The sequence below is a fragment of the Luteitalea sp. genome, from assembly GCF_044337415.1.
Lineage (GTDB): Bacteria > Acidobacteriota > Vicinamibacteria > Vicinamibacterales > Vicinamibacteraceae > Luteitalea.
This window is the reverse complement of sequence record NZ_JBIINP010000119.1, coordinates 1-13259: the sequence shown is the minus strand read 5'-3', so window position 1 is coordinate 13259 and position 13259 is coordinate 1. Positions and strand designations below refer to the sequence as shown.

General features: G+C 70.7%; 12 protein-coding genes and 1 pseudogene. 10 read left to right on the top strand and 3 right to left on the bottom strand.

The features are described 5' to 3' along the window. Window positions 1-121: 121 nt before the first annotated feature. From ACIRDX_RS15490 to ACIRDX_RS15480, 3 genes are all read right to left on the bottom strand, one after another. Entirely contained in the window at window positions 122-1450 is a 1329-nt protein-coding gene (locus ACIRDX_RS15490; protein ID WP_396626339.1) for an ABC transporter permease, read from the bottom strand. After that, complete coding sequence (locus ACIRDX_RS15485; protein WP_396626338.1) at window positions 1431-2360, bottom strand: ABC transporter ATP-binding protein; 930 nt, start codon at window positions 2358-2360, stop codon at window positions 1431-1433. Before ACIRDX_RS15485 ends, ACIRDX_RS15490 begins: the two co-directional genes overlap by 20 nt. 205 nt (window positions 2361-2565) lie before the next feature. Further along, a complete protein-coding gene (locus tag ACIRDX_RS15480) occupies window positions 2566-5325 on the bottom strand; it encodes a protein kinase (RefSeq protein ID WP_396626337.1) in 2760 nt (919 codons plus the stop codon). Window positions 5326-5446: 121 nt separating this feature from the next. On the opposite strand from ACIRDX_RS15480, the gene ACIRDX_RS15475 reads away from it, so the two are divergent. From ACIRDX_RS15475 to ACIRDX_RS15430, 10 genes and pseudogenes are all read left to right on the top strand, one after another. Further along, complete coding sequence (locus ACIRDX_RS15475; protein WP_396626336.1) at window positions 5447-7909, top strand: protein kinase; 2463 nt, start codon at window positions 5447-5449, stop codon at window positions 7907-7909. Between the two features lie 85 nt (window positions 7910-7994). Further along, on the top strand, window positions 7995-8180 hold the full coding sequence (locus ACIRDX_RS15470) for a hypothetical protein (protein WP_396626335.1): 186 nt from the start codon (window positions 7995-7997) through the stop codon (window positions 8178-8180). A gap of 134 nt (window positions 8181-8314) precedes the next feature. Further along, the gene (locus ACIRDX_RS15465) at window positions 8315-8506 is read left to right on the top strand and encodes a hypothetical protein (protein ID WP_396626334.1); all 192 of its coding nucleotides are present in this window, start codon (window positions 8315-8317) and stop codon (window positions 8504-8506) included. Window positions 8507-8531: 25 nt separating this feature from the next. Then, a complete protein-coding gene (locus tag ACIRDX_RS15460) occupies window positions 8532-8783 on the top strand; it encodes a Flp family type IVb pilin (RefSeq protein ID WP_396626333.1) in 252 nt (83 codons plus the stop codon). Window positions 8784-8794: 11 nt separating this feature from the next. Continuing rightward, window positions 8795-9229, top strand: coding sequence for a TadE family protein (locus tag ACIRDX_RS15455; RefSeq protein WP_396626332.1), 435 nt, complete (start codon window positions 8795-8797; stop codon window positions 9227-9229). Beyond that, the gene (locus ACIRDX_RS15450; RefSeq protein ID WP_396626331.1) at window positions 9222-10148 is read left to right on the top strand and encodes a Tad domain-containing protein; all 927 of its coding nucleotides are present in this window, start codon (window positions 9222-9224) and stop codon (window positions 10146-10148) included. Before ACIRDX_RS15455 ends, ACIRDX_RS15450 begins: the two co-directional genes overlap by 8 nt. Then, window positions 10135-10842, top strand: a complete 708-nt coding sequence (locus ACIRDX_RS15445; protein WP_396626340.1) for a hypothetical protein — start codon at window positions 10135-10137, stop codon at window positions 10840-10842. Before ACIRDX_RS15450 ends, ACIRDX_RS15445 begins: the two co-directional genes overlap by 14 nt. A gap of 53 nt (window positions 10843-10895) precedes the next feature. Then, window positions 10896-11738, top strand: a complete 843-nt coding sequence (gene cpaB / locus ACIRDX_RS15440; protein ID WP_396626330.1) for a Flp pilus assembly protein CpaB — start codon at window positions 10896-10898, stop codon at window positions 11736-11738. Window positions 11739-11753: 15 nt separating this feature from the next. Then, complete coding sequence (locus ACIRDX_RS15435) at window positions 11754-12989, top strand: pilus assembly protein N-terminal domain-containing protein (RefSeq protein ID WP_396626329.1); 1236 nt, start codon at window positions 11754-11756, stop codon at window positions 12987-12989. Next, a pseudogene (locus ACIRDX_RS15430) lies at window positions 12982-13259 on the top strand (hypothetical protein); the annotation flags it as partial. The gene ACIRDX_RS15435 and the pseudogene ACIRDX_RS15430, both read left to right, overlap by 8 nt.

Sequence of the window (13259 nt, the reverse complement as noted above, 5' to 3'; positions counted from 1 at the left end):
AAGGTCAAAGGTCAAAGGTCAAAGGAACAAGGTTGAGCCCTGAGCCCTGAGCCCTGGCTCCCCCGACTGCCGACTGCCGACCCCCGACTGCCGACCCCCGACTGCCGACCCCCGACTGCCGCTACTTCGCCCTGATCCAGCGCCACATCTCGCGGTAGTTGGCCGTCTTGCCCTGCATCAGCAGGCCGACGCGCAGGATGCGGCCGGCGGCCCACACCATCGCGACCGTCGTGGCGATCGCACCGGCGACGGCGAGCACCACCTGCCAGGCCGGCGGCCCGGGCGGGATCGCGATGCGCAGCAGCATCAGGTACGGCGCCGCGAACGGGAACAGCGAGAAGCCCACCGACATCGGGCTGTCGGGGTTCTGCGCCACCTGCAGCCACAGGAAGATCGGGAACATCGACAGCATCAACGCCGGCATCATCATGCCCTGCGCGTCCTTCACCTCGCTGCACGCCGCGCCGATGGCGATGAACATCGCGCCGTAGAGGAAGATCGCGATCACGAGGAACAGGGCGAACCAGGGCAGCAGGCCCCACTGGATGAAGCCGAAGTAGTCGGCCTGCGCCGCGATCAGCAACCCCCCGCCCACGTACAGCACCGCCAGCACCATCGTCACCGCGACGCTGCCGAGGAGCTTGCCCAGCATCAGGTGGAACGCGCCGACCGACCCGAGCAGCACCTCGCTGATCCGGCTCGTCTTCTCCTCGATCACGCTGTTGAGCAGTTGCGGGGCCGAGGCCATCACCAGGCCGAACAGCATGAACATCGTGATGGCCGGCATGGCGAAGGCGCGCACCGGGTCGACCTTCTCGGCCACCGACACCTCGCCGCTGGTCGTCCGCACGACGAGGCCCTTCCTGTCGAGCGGGATCGGCTCGAGCAGCCGCCGCGCCACCGTCGGGTCGGCGCCGAGGCTCGCCAGTCGCCGGTCGGCCACCGCGCGGCTCACCTCCTTGCGCAGCCAGTCCGGCAGCGCCTGATAGGTGGGGTACTCCGTGTGGTACTGCAGGTGCGGCGCCTCGGCCTGCGCCGTCAGCACGTCGGCAGGAATCTCGACGAAGGCGAACAGGTCGCCCGTGCGCACGCGCTCCGACAGCGCGAGGCGAAGCGCGTCGGGCGCCTGCGTGTCGGCAGTCACGAGCTCGGGCAGGAAGCTCGGTCCGGTACGGCGGCCGGTGGGCGACACCTCGCGGGCATTGCTCTCCCTCGCGGCCTCGACGAGCACCGGGCCGATGACACCCGTCCTGTCGACGATGGCGAAGCGGCGCTCGGAGGTGTCGCGGCGGGCGGTGAGCGCCTGGATGCCGAAGGCGAGCGCCATCAGCAGCGGCACGGCCAGCAACCCGGCGAGGAACGCACGGCTGCGCACGGCCTGCTCGAACTCGGCGGCCGCGATCGTCAGGACGCGCGTGAAGGGCACGGCGTCAGGCTTCCTCGGCGTCATGCCTGTCCTCCTCCGGCGACGGCCGGGCAATCTCCACGAAGATGTCGTGCAACGACGGGCGGGTGATCTCGAAGCGCTGCACGGGGGTGCGTGCCGCCAGCCGGGCGAGGAAGACCTGCGGATCGCACGACAGGCGCACCTGCTGCGCGTTGCCGTGATCCTCCACCGCCTCGACGCCCTCGATGCCGCGCAGCACCTCGGCCCCACCCTGCACGCGTACCTGCACGGCGTCGTGTCCGTAGGTCGACTGGATCTCGTCGAGCGATCCGTCGAGCACCTTCCGGCCACGGAAGATCATGAAGATGCGGTCGCACATCATCTCCGCCATCGCCATGTCGTGCGTGCTGAAGACGATGGTCGTGCCACGCCGCTTGAGTTCGAGCACGGCGTCGCGCAGCACGTCGCGATTGACGGGGTCCAGGCCCGAGAACGGCTCGTCCAGGATCACAAGCGAGGGGCGCGACACCACCGTGGCGATGAACTGCACCTTCTGCGACATGCCCTTGGAGAGCGCCTGGATCTTCTTGTCGGCGACGCCCGGCAGGCCGAGTCGCTCGAGCCACCAGTCGGCCTCCCGCTCCACGTCGGCACGCTTGCCGCCCTTCAGCTCGCCGTAGTACGCGAGCAGGCGGCGCACCGGCATCTGCTTGTAGAGGCCGCGCTCCTCGGGCAGGTAGCCGACGCGGTCGCGGGCGACCCCCGTGCTGCGGTCGCCGAACACCTCGATGGTGCCGGTGTCGGGCAGCAGGATGTTCATGATCATCCGCAGCGTCGTCGTCTTGCCCGACCCGTTGGGCCCGATGAAGCCGTAGATGGCGCACTCAGGCACCTGCAGGGACAGGGTGTCGACGGCCGTGGTGTGACCGAACCGCTTGCTGACGCCGTCGAGGACGATGGCTGGGGCGGTCATGCCTCATGCCTCATGACACATGCCTCATGTCGAAGACAGAAGGACGAAGGACCACGAACGACGGAGGAAGGGAGCAAGAGGAAAGATCCTGGGATGAAGTGCACGGACTCGAGGATGAAGACGAGGCAGGGGCGGCCGGGGTTCACGCCGTCGTCGGCCAGCCCACGGTCCACTGCCGACCGCCGACTGCCGACTGCCGTTCCCGTCACCTGACCCTGATCGTCCCGATGACGAGCCGGTCGCGTGCGGGCACCAGAGACAGCACCAGCGAGCGCCGGCGCTGGTCACCCCCGGGGAGCTGCGTGAGCAGCCGTGCCGAGACGCTGAACTCGTCGCTCGCGCGCACGATGGTCACGTTCTCGAAGACGCAGACGAGCTCCCCGGTGGTCCCGAACGCCTCGCGGAACTCGGTGCGCCACTCGGGGCCCATGTTGGGGTACAGCCGGTTCAGGCCCCCCATGTCGCGGCCCAGGTAGGCGCCGCAGAACTGCGAGATCGTGGCGCGGGCCTCGTCGTTGGACCACGTCGACAGGTCGGGACCGGCGGCCGCGGCTGCAGGCGGCGGCGCGGGGGGCGGGGTGGCGGCCGGCGCCGGCTCCGGCGCCACGGGGGCCGTCACGACCGGTGGGGCGGCTTTCCCGCTGTCGGTGAACGCCTGCAGGTAGAGGGCGCGCGCGTCCATGTACCCGGCGACCGCCGACTTCAGGCGGCCGGCGGTGCGGTGGCCATCGGCATCGTCCTGGCGGGCGACCCCCTGCTGATAGCGCTGGGTGCGAGTCAGGCGCAAATCCTCGGCACCTCGCCGCGCGGCCAGGGCCTGGCGGCGGGCGTTCTCGACCACGCGATTCCGCTCCTCCTGCATCAGCGCCGCAGGCATCCCCTGCATCTGGTCGATGGCCGCCAGCGCCCGGTCGTAGCGCCCCGCCGCCGCGAACTGGCGCGACGGCGCCCACGGGTCGCGCGGCGCCGCGGGCGTCGGGGTCGCTGACGCCGGCACGGCGGCCGGCGTGGCGGCCGCCGCGGGCGCCCCGTTCTCGGCAGGAGTCGTCGCGGCCGTGGGGGCTACGACTGGCGGCGCAGGTGTCGCGGGAGCTGGCGACGCCACCTGTGCCGCAGGCGACGTGACGACGGCTGGCGTGGCGGGCGTCTTCCGCATGGCCACGAACCAGTAGCCGCCGCCGGCCACCAACAACACGAGCAGGAGGCCGATGGCGATCGGCAGGCCTGTGGTCCTGGCCGGGGCAGGATGGTCTGGCACTGGGGCCGGACGCGTCGCCGTCTGCGGGTCGGGCGCCGGGTGCCGGAGCAGTGCATCGGCCGCCGGGGCGGTGCCCGAGGTGCGCCCTCGGGGAGCCGGTGGCGGCGCCGTCGGTGCTGCCGGGCGCGCCGCAGGGCCTGGCGATGCCAACGGCGCTGGCAACGCCGGCGCCTGGGCCTTCATCGCGCCCGTGTCCTTCTCCTCCAGCAGTGCCTGGAGTCGCGACTGCAGTCGAGTCACGTCCCGGTGCGCGGGATCGAGCTTCAGCAGGGCATCGATGGCCTTCCGGGCCCCGCCGGCGTCGTCCTGCTCGAGGGCGCGGCTGGCCTGGGCGACGAGCCGGGCAATCCGCTGGGCCCTCGCGCGGTCGACGATCTTCTGCTGCACGGCCAGCGCGTCGGCGGCGTCGGGGGCCAGCGCGAGCGCCTCGGCGATCAGCACCTCGGCTTCCTCGAAACGGTCCTGCTGCAGCGCCTGGCGGGCGCGGGACGTCAGGGCGGCCACCTGACGGTCGTCGATGCGCTGCTGCAGGGCGCCGCGCAGGCGCTCGAGCGCGTCGTGACGGGGCGAGATGTCGGCCAGCGCGCCGATGGCGGCCTCCGCATCCTCGATCGACCCCGTCTGCAGGGCGTCGTCGGCCTTGGATACGGCCTCGTGCACCCGCAGCTCCAGCCGTCGGCCCTGCAGCTTCTGCCGCAGCATCTGCACGTCGGGGCTCGGCGACGTGCCCGACTCCAGCTTCTGGAGCAGGCCCGACGCGGTGGTCAGCTGCCCCTGGGCGATCGCTTCCTCGGCCTCGCGCATCAGCTCGCGGCGCGAGGTGGTCACGTCCTTGGCCGGCGCCACCACGGTCGGCTCGGCGGGCAGGACGATCAGGGTGTGCTCGGGATCGAGGCGTCGCGCGATGGCGAGGAACTCGCGCTCGAGGGTCCGCGCGTTGTCGGCACGGGTGGCCGGGTCCTTCTGCAGACAGCGCCCGATCGTCTTGACGAGGGCGTGTGGCACGTCGGGCACGAACGTCTCGATCGGGCGCGGCTGCTCGCCGACGATCTGCCGCGACACGTGATAGAGGTTGTCGCCGCCGAAGGCCTGCCGGCCGGTGAGCAACTCGTAGGCCACCGTCCCGACCGAGAAGATGTCGCTGCGCGCGTCCACGGCCTGCCCGGTGATCTGCTCGGGCGACATGTACTGCGGCGTGCCGACGATCATCCCGGCCATCGTCATGCCGGAGGCCTCGTTGCCGTGCGCGATGCCGAAGTCGAGGAGCCGCAGGGTGCCGCTGTTCTGGGCGATCAGCAGGTTGGACGGCTTGACGTCCCGGTGGACGATGCCGCTGTCGTGCGCGTGGCCGAGGCCGGCGCACAACTCGGACAGCCAGTGGACCTTGCGCGCCAGCGGGATGGCCTCGCCGCTCCTGATGATCTGCGACAGCGTCCGCCCGGCGATGAACTCCATCGCCAGGTAGGGGTTGCCCTCATGCTCGCCGACGGCGTAGATGCTGACGATGTGCGGGTGGTGGACCTTGGCGGCGAGCCGGGCCTCGCGGAGGAAGCGGCGGCGGGTTTCCTCGTCGGGGACCTTGAGGACCTTGATGGCCACCGACCGGTCGAGCATCGGGTCGTAGGCCAGGTAGACCACGCCCATGCCGCCGTGACCGAGGCGGTCCCGGACCTGATAGGGCCCGATCTGTCCTGGAAGCTCGTCCACGCTAGTATCCAGCGGTACTGTAAACGATTGCCACACAGGGCATCGCACGCCCGGGCCGGCCGCATCGCCGCCGCCCGGTGTTCAGCGACCGCCTCCGCAGCGTTGTTGCCTAGGAGCGCTCATGAGCGACGTGCCCGCGGTCATCGGTCGATTCGAAGTGGATCGCCTCCTCGGCGAGGGCGGGATGGGTGTGCTCTACCTCGCCCGCGACCCCGTCATCGACCGGCACGTCGCCCTGAAGCTGCTCCGCGTCAACGGCGAGGACCTGCGCCGCCGCTTCATTCGTGAAGCTCAATCGGCCGGCCGGCTCCAGCACCCCAACATCGTCACGGTCTACGACGTGGGCGACCACGACGGGCAGCTGTACATCGCCATGGAGTACATCGATGGCGACACCCTGGCTGTCCTGATCCGCGACAACGCGCCGTTCTCGCCGATCCGGAAGCTGGATATCGCCGACGAGGTCGCCGACGGGCTCGGGTTCGCCCACCAGCGCGGCATCATCCACCGCGACATCAAGCCCGCGAACCTGATGATCACGCGGAGCGGCCTGGTCAAGGTGCTCGATTTCGGCATCGCCCGCGTGGCCGCCAGGGACTCGGCAGCGGGAGAGGGCCCGACCCTCATCGGCACGCCGGCCTACATGGCGCCCGAGCAGTTGGAGGGCGGCGAGGTGGATGCGCGCAGCGACATCTACGCCCTCGGGCTGGTGATGTACGAGCTGTTCTCGGGCTGTCGCGCCTTCGCGGGGGCAACCACCGCCGACGTGCTGCAGCGGGTGCTCGCGGCCCAGCCGACGCCGATCGAGGCGCTGGTGCCGTCCCTCGACCCCGAGCTGGCACGGATCATTTCCCGCGCCATGGCCCGACGGCCCGACGACCGCTACGCCGACCTCCAGGCGTTGCGCAAGGACCTGGCGCGCGCGCGCCGCCGCGCCCTGCAGGCGAGCGCCGACGACGCCACGGTCGTGGTGGCGGTGCCGTCGATGCCTGCGGCGCTCACCCCGCCGCCGACCGTCGTGCCGACGCCGCGGCCACCGTCCGAGCCGTCGGCCACCGCCGCCCAGGAGGACCGGGCCCTGGCGCACCTGGCCAGGGAGCGCACCCAGCCTGCCGCCGCTGCGCCCGCCAGGCCAGCCGTGCCGCCGGCCTCGTCACCCGTGGTGCCACCCGTCCCGGCACCCGTCCTGCCACAGGTCCCGCCGCCCGTTTCCCCATCCGGGGCGACGTCGGACACGCTGTCGGACGAAACGATCTTCGCGCCGCTGGTGTCGAGCGGCATCGGCGGGGCGACCGAGCCGATCACCACCGCGGCGCCGCCGGTCGCGTCCGCACCCCCGCCCCCGCCTCCGTTGCCGGTGTCGCCTGCCGTGCCGGTCGTGGACGACGGGCCGCTCCCGGTGCCGCTCCCAGCCGTGTCGTCGAGCGCGCGGCCTCCCGTGTCGGGCGGCCGCGTCACGGTGGACGCCGAGACGATCGCCCAGGCTCGAGCGGTGGAACCCCAGCCGACCGCGCCGGCCCTGGCGATGCCGGCAGGTCCCCCAGCCATTCCGTCATCGTCGGCGCCCGCGCCAGTTCGCGGCGGACTGGCCGCGCCCCCTCCGTTGGCCGCTCCCGGCGTCGTCGGATCGCCGTCCGGTAGCCAGACGGCACCCTTGCCGGCGACGCGCAAGGGCATCCCGCCCGCCATCCTGATCACGGCCGTGATGGTGTTGCTGGCGTGCTGCTTCGCCGCGGCCTTCGTGGCGTTCCGCATGATGGGGTCTGGCAGCCTCTCGGGGCTGTTCACGCGGACGGTGGAGCCGAAGATCTCCGGCCCCGCGGAACCCGGCCCGGTGGCCCTCGGGTCGACCGGCGTGGATGCCACGCAACCGTTGCCTGACCAGCCCGCCGACACCGCGCCGGCCACCGAGGTGGCGCTCGACGCCGCGCAGCCGACGGAGCCCTCGTCAGTCGCGCCAGCCACAGAGACGCCAATCCCGGCTCCCGCCGTGGCGACGCCTGCGCCTGCGCAGACGCCGGCTCCGGTGACTCCCACGGCGTCTCCCGTGCCTGCGCCACCGGCCCGCACGACTGTCGCACCCCGACCCGTGCCCGCGCCCCGACCGCCGGCGCCTTCGAGGCAGGCGGCGGTGACGCCGTCCGTGTCGACGCCGCGAGAGGTGGCCGCCGTGGCTCCCGCCGTGGCCGAGCCCCCGCGTGTGGTCGAGCGCGCGCCCGAGCGTCGCGAGCCGGAGCCGCCTGCCGCCCCTGTGGCGCCGCAGGCCGAGGGGCTGTCGCTGGTGCGTGCCTACGTGGCGGCGCGCAATACCGCGCACGCGGCGGGCATCCGTCGCGTGTGGCCCACGGTGGACGAGGTGCACCTGCGGCGCATCACGAGCGCCTTCTCGGCGCCTCTGACGCTCGGCGACTGCGACGTCGAGGCGCGCGACGCCCAGCACGCGGTGGCGACCTGCCGGTTGACCCAGGCCGGCACGACCGGCGCGTACGCCAACGGCAGCCAGGCGCTGAGCATTCGACGGACGTTCGTGTTCGACCTGCAGCGCGATGGCCGGGGATGGGTGATTGCCGGGCTCCGCGAGTGACCCGCGGCTCGGTTCTCACTCTCGATACTGGACAAGCGGCCCCGACGGCATATGATGCGCAGCAATCAACCCCGAGGGTGACGACGTGAACGGCAGGCTGACAGCCAGTTCCACCGCGCGCAGGGCCGAGGTCGGCCAGGTCGCGATCGAGTGGCTGATGGTGGCGGGCATCCTGACGGCCGTGGCGATCCTCCTGACCGGCATGTTCCAGCCGGTGCTGGTCGAGGTGGTCAGGTCGCTCGCGCGCAGCGTGCGGACGGTGGGGTTGTGACCCTTCGACTCGGGCGACGTTGTCGCCCTCGCTCAGGGCACGCCCCTGCGGGCCAGCGATTGGGGCGCCCTTGCTCGGGGCACGCCAGCCCGGCCTGCGCGGGTCGACGTGGGCAGACCACGACCGAGTACCTGATGATCGCCGGGCTGTTGACGGCGATGCTCATCGTCCTGACGGGCATCGTGGTGCCGACGATGAAGTACGTGGGAGTCAAGGTGGTCGAGCACATGGTGGTGCACCTGTCGAGCCCGCCGCGCGACGAGAATGCGCCGCCGCCACCGTGCCCGGAGTTCGTTGAGCCCGAAGAGGGCGTTGTCTGTCAGTAGTGGCCATCACGGCCGAGGAGAGCGCATGGAACCCACGAGCAACAGCGGCATCATCCGGACGATTCGACGCAATGTGAGCGCGCGGCGGCTCCGCCGGGAAGAGGGCCAGACTCCGACCGAGTACCTGATGATCGTCGGCATCATGGCCGCGGTCATCCTGATCGCCTTCATCCTCTTCTTCTGGGATCGCGTCAAGCCCGCGGCGTCGAGCTGGGCCGACAAGGCCAAGGACGCGGTTGGCGCTTCCGAGGGCAAGAAGTCGACCGTCGACCAGTAGGCCGGTAGCCCGTGCGTGCTTTCCTCAGGCTGCCCCGTCGTGCTCGCGCGCGGCGAGGGCAGGCCACGCTCGAGTCGATGATGATGATGGGCTTCCTGCTCCTCTTCGTCTTCGGCCTCATGCACCTGGTGATGTTCGCCGTCACGAGGTACATGGTCCAGTACGCCGCGTTCGCGGCGGTGCGGGCCGACGTGGTGGGGAACAGCCCGCAACTGGCGGCCGAGGCCGTGATGGCGAACCTGAACTGGTATGCCGACGAAGGCGGCGAGATGCCCGTCACCGTCGAGTGGGGCATCAAGGGCTTCACCACGGGCTACTACGTGAGGACCCGCGTGCCGTTCGGCTTGCCGATCTACGAGTATCTCGAGCCCGAGGGCCTCGAGATCGTCGCGTTTGCGCCCACCAACACCCAGAGCGACAGGCCGAGCGGGGGCGACAATGACTAGCGAACGCGGGCAGTCGACGCCGTTCTTCCTGTGCTTCCTCGTGCTGATGACCGTGATGGTCGGCACGATGGTCAACGTCGGGCAGGCGATCAACCGGCGCATGGCGCTGCAGATCGTGGCCGATGCCGGGGCGTGGACCGGCGCCACCAACATGGCCATCGGCCTGAACGGCCTGGCCGAAGTCAACGAGTGGCGTCACGACATCGAGCCGATCGCGGGCGTCGGCGTGCCGCTGGCGGGCCTGGTGGGCCTCGACGGCCTGGTCCAGAAGATCTGGGAAGTGGGCACGGTGATCATCAACTTCGTCGACGCCGGCATCCAGATCGGCTACTCGAAGCTGCCGTACGACGAGGCCTCACGTGTCACCTGGTACAACGCGCAGGACCTCTTCCCCGGGGAACAACTGGAGTGGTACGAGGGCTACCGTCCCTGGGGCGATGCCGACGCCGTGAACGACGAGGTGCCCTTTTCCAAGTCGCGGCCGACGGCGTGCCAGGACCAGCCGTTCTGGACGAGCACGCTCTTCGTCCTGCCGTGCCTCGTCGACCTCGCGCCCCTCGAGACCACCGTCAATTACGTCGTGCCCTGCTTCCCCTTCGGGTACTGTCCCTCCTCGTACACCTACGTGAAGTGGTTCGAGAAGGAAGGCGAGGAGATCTCGTTCGTGTGGGTCGTGAAGGCCCCCGAGGCCAAGCCGATCTTCAACCCGTTCGACGTCTTCGGCGACGACGCGATCCCCGAGATGGTGGCGGCAGCCCACGCCAAACCCGTCGGCGGCAACATCGAGGACGGCGAGGACGAGTACCGCGTCCGCATGGAACCCCTCAGCGCCGCGGCGATGTACTTCGCCCCGGGAGCGGCGCTCCAGGGCGGCAACTACGACCCGATCTTCGAGAAGTGGCGCCGTGTCTTCTACTGATTCGTCATTGCCTCGCCAGGCCCGTCGGGCACGTCCGACGGCGACGAACCGTCAGGGCGCGTGGTCGCTCGTCCTCGGGCGGCGCGGGCAGGCCACCATCGAGACGATGCTGATCGCCTTCCTGGGGGTGGTGTTCCTCACGGTGGCGTTCCAGTTCTACCTGACCAACCGGAGCATCTCGCGCACGTTGCAGGAGGTGCACGGCAAGATGCTGAGCGGGTTCTGGGAATACAACAACAAGGACACGAAGTACGACCGCGAGACGGTCAAGGTCATCTGGTCGACGAGCCAGGGCATCGAGTCGGTGCGCGTGCCGCGCGTGGGCCTGCTGCAGGACGACCTGCCCGAAGACCTGCGCATCTACAGCCACTGGGTCGAGCAGCACGGCGATCCCGACTACGACTGCGAGCCGTCCAGCCCCCCGTGCAAGCGCACCAAGGCCGGCGGCGGCCTCGACGCCGGGTCTCCGTGGGAACTGGCGGGCGAGGGCATCAACCAGCTCGGGTCGGGTGACTACTACGAGTGGCTCGGGTACAACGCCGTGAATGCCGGCGCCGACCTGCTCGGCATCAAGGAGACCCTGCAGGATATGCAAGGCGCCGCCCAGACGCTCAACAACGTCGGTGACTGCGTCGACGACCCGGTCGGGTGTGCGTGGGACTGCATCTGGGGCGACTGCCCCTGGGACACGTAGGGCCCGGCGTTCGGATCCCCCCTCGCCACCTGTTTCTCTGAGACGACACTCCTATGTCCGGTCGCGCCAAGCTCCTCCTCTCCCTCGTCCTCGGCCTGCTGGCCGTGTTCCTCGTGTACGTCTACGTGCGCGGGATCGAACGCCAGTTGTACGAGGAGGTCGACATGCAGAACGTGGTGGTCACCCGCGCCGCCATCGCGGCGGGCACGGCGATCGACCAGGGCCAGATCCAGCGGATTGCCGTGCCGCGCAAGTATCGGCAGCCGCAGACGTTCCCCACGGTCGAGGAAGTCGCCGGCCGCGTCGCGGTGGTGCCCATCGCCGCCGGCACGCAGGTGAGCGGCAGCATGCTGGCCGACGCCGGCGCCGAGGCCCTCTCGTTCGAGGTGCCTCGTGGCCGCCGCGCCGTGGCCATCACCGTCACCGACGACACCGGCGTGGGCGGCCTCATCCGACCCGGCAACTTCGTCGATATCGTGGGCACCTTCGAGTTCGGGCGGCCGGTGGCGTACCAGAACGGCCGCGTGCAGTACGCCGACGAGAAGACGGAGGTGCGCACGATGATGCAGAACGTGTTCGTCGTCGCCGTCAACAAGGAGCTCCGGCGCGAGCGCGTGGAACGCGAGACGCAGGGCTCGGCCGGCACTGCCCCGCCGCAGACGCGGGAGCGTTCGCTGCGCACGGTGACGCTGCTCGTCGAGCCCAACCGCGTGCAGGAGCTGATCCTGGCGCAGAACGTCGGCGACCTCACGCTGTCGCTGCGGTCCTCGCTCGACGACACGGCCGTGAACCTGCCGTTCCTCGACCCGATGCAGCTGCTCGGCGTGACCGTGCCCGTGAAGCCGAAGGCGCGGCCGCTGCAGTCGTTCCGCGACGTCGGCCGCGGCCTGTTCTGAGCCTGAGGAGGCGTGATGCTCTTCCCTCTCTCCCGACTGCGCCTCGCCGCACTCGCGCTTGTGGCGCTGGTGGCCGGGGGCACTGCCGCCCTGGCGCAGCCCGTGCGCGAGGAGATGACGATCTACGTCAACGAGGTCACGACGTGGACGCCCGGGTACGCCATGGGCGACATCGTGCTCGGCTCGCCGACGACAGCGGGCTACGAGCCGACTGGCGGGCGCAAGCAGTTGATGCTGCGCGGCAAGAAGCCGGGCCGCACCACGCTGAACATCTGGGACCAGAAGAAGGTCCTGCGTCACGAGATCGCGCTCGTGGTGACGACGCGCGAGGCGCAGACCGTCGAGGCCGACCTGCGCACCCTGCTGGCGCCCTACCCTGGCGTGTCCATCTCGAAGCTGGGCGGCGAGATGCTCCTGGTGGGCACGGTCAGCACGCCTGACGAGTTGACGGCCGTCACCAACCTGGCTCGCGTCGCCAAGATGCCGTCGACGGTGACGGTGAAGGCGGCGCCGCGCCCCGTGCCCCCACCGGTCGCGCCCGTCGTCGCGCCGTCGACCTCGCCCGCGGTGACGCCCGGCACCACCGTGCCCGGCTCGCCGGCCGCGACCGTCCCGCCTGCGGCCACGGGGCCCGCGCCTGTCGCGGAGGCCGGACCGAACGCGGTGACCTACGAGCTCGAGCTGTTCGAGGCCAGCGTGCAGTTCAAGACCGGCGAGTACGGCCGGGGCGTCGAGCCGTCCGGGCGCAGCCTCTACAAGGGCAAGGTCACGGCGCCGATCGGTGGCGAGAACGAGGTCTTCATCGGCGGCCCGGCGGTGGACCCGAAGCGCAAGGACGAGAAGGGCCTCAAGGACACGGGCATCAGGCTCACCGTGCGGCCGAAGCAGAGCACCCGCGGCGGGTTCGTCACGGCTGTCGAGGTCGAGACCAACGTGCCGCTCGAGTACAACCTGTACGACCCGGAGGTGTGGCGGCGGTCGCGCTACTCGTTCACCACGTCGGAGGGCGTGCCCTTCGCCGTGTCGGGCAACGACCTGCTGGCCGCGCCGGCGATCGCGGGCGGCATGAGCGCGATGGGCAAGGCGACCCGCGGCGCATCGGCCGCCGGCAGCGTGCCAGGGGCGAGCAACGTCGGCCTGCAGTACGTGCCGGTGTTCGGCAGCCTGTTCGGCTCGAACAACTACAAGACGAAGAAGACTCAGATCCTCGTCGTGTTCCGGCCCTCCCTCACCACGGCGGCCCCGCAGTAACGGCATGCGACGCCTCAAGGTGATCGGCGTGACGTCCGGATCGGGCGGCGCCGGCAAGACGTTCGTGGCGACCAACCTCGCCGTCGGCATCCTCCACCAGGTGCGCGGCGGCGTGCTGTTCCTCGACGCGTCGGCGCCGTGCCCCGGCGATGGCTGCCTGAAGATGGGGCTGCCTCGCAACAAGAGCATCAGCGACCTGCTGCCGCTGCTCGACCGCCTCACGCCGGACTTCCTGTCGTCGTACCTGATGACGGCGCCGTCGGGCGTGCC

Excerpts from the sequence above, each read along its gene's own strand:
- ACIRDX_RS15490 (WP_396626339.1), bottom strand. The coding sequence starts at position 1,450 with ATGACGCCGAGGAAGCCTGACGCCGTGCCCTTCACGCGCGTCCTGACG.
- ACIRDX_RS15485 (WP_396626338.1), bottom strand. The coding sequence starts at position 2,360 with ATGACCGCCCCAGCCATCGTCCTCGACGGCGTCAGCAAGCGGTTCGGT.
- ACIRDX_RS15475 (WP_396626336.1), top strand. The coding sequence starts at position 5,447 with ATGAGCGACGTGCCCGCGGTCATCGGTCGATTCGAAGTGGATCGCCTC.
- ACIRDX_RS15465 (WP_396626334.1), top strand. The coding sequence starts at position 8,315 with ATGATCGCCGGGCTGTTGACGGCGATGCTCATCGTCCTGACGGGCATC.
- ACIRDX_RS15460 (WP_396626333.1), top strand. The coding sequence starts at position 8,532 with ATGGAACCCACGAGCAACAGCGGCATCATCCGGACGATTCGACGCAAT.
- ACIRDX_RS15450 (WP_396626331.1), top strand. The coding sequence starts at position 9,222 with ATGACTAGCGAACGCGGGCAGTCGACGCCGTTCTTCCTGTGCTTCCTC.
- cpaB (WP_396626330.1), top strand. The coding sequence starts at position 10,896 with ATGTCCGGTCGCGCCAAGCTCCTCCTCTCCCTCGTCCTCGGCCTGCTG.
- ACIRDX_RS15435 (WP_396626329.1), top strand. The coding sequence starts at position 11,754 with ATGCTCTTCCCTCTCTCCCGACTGCGCCTCGCCGCACTCGCGCTTGTG.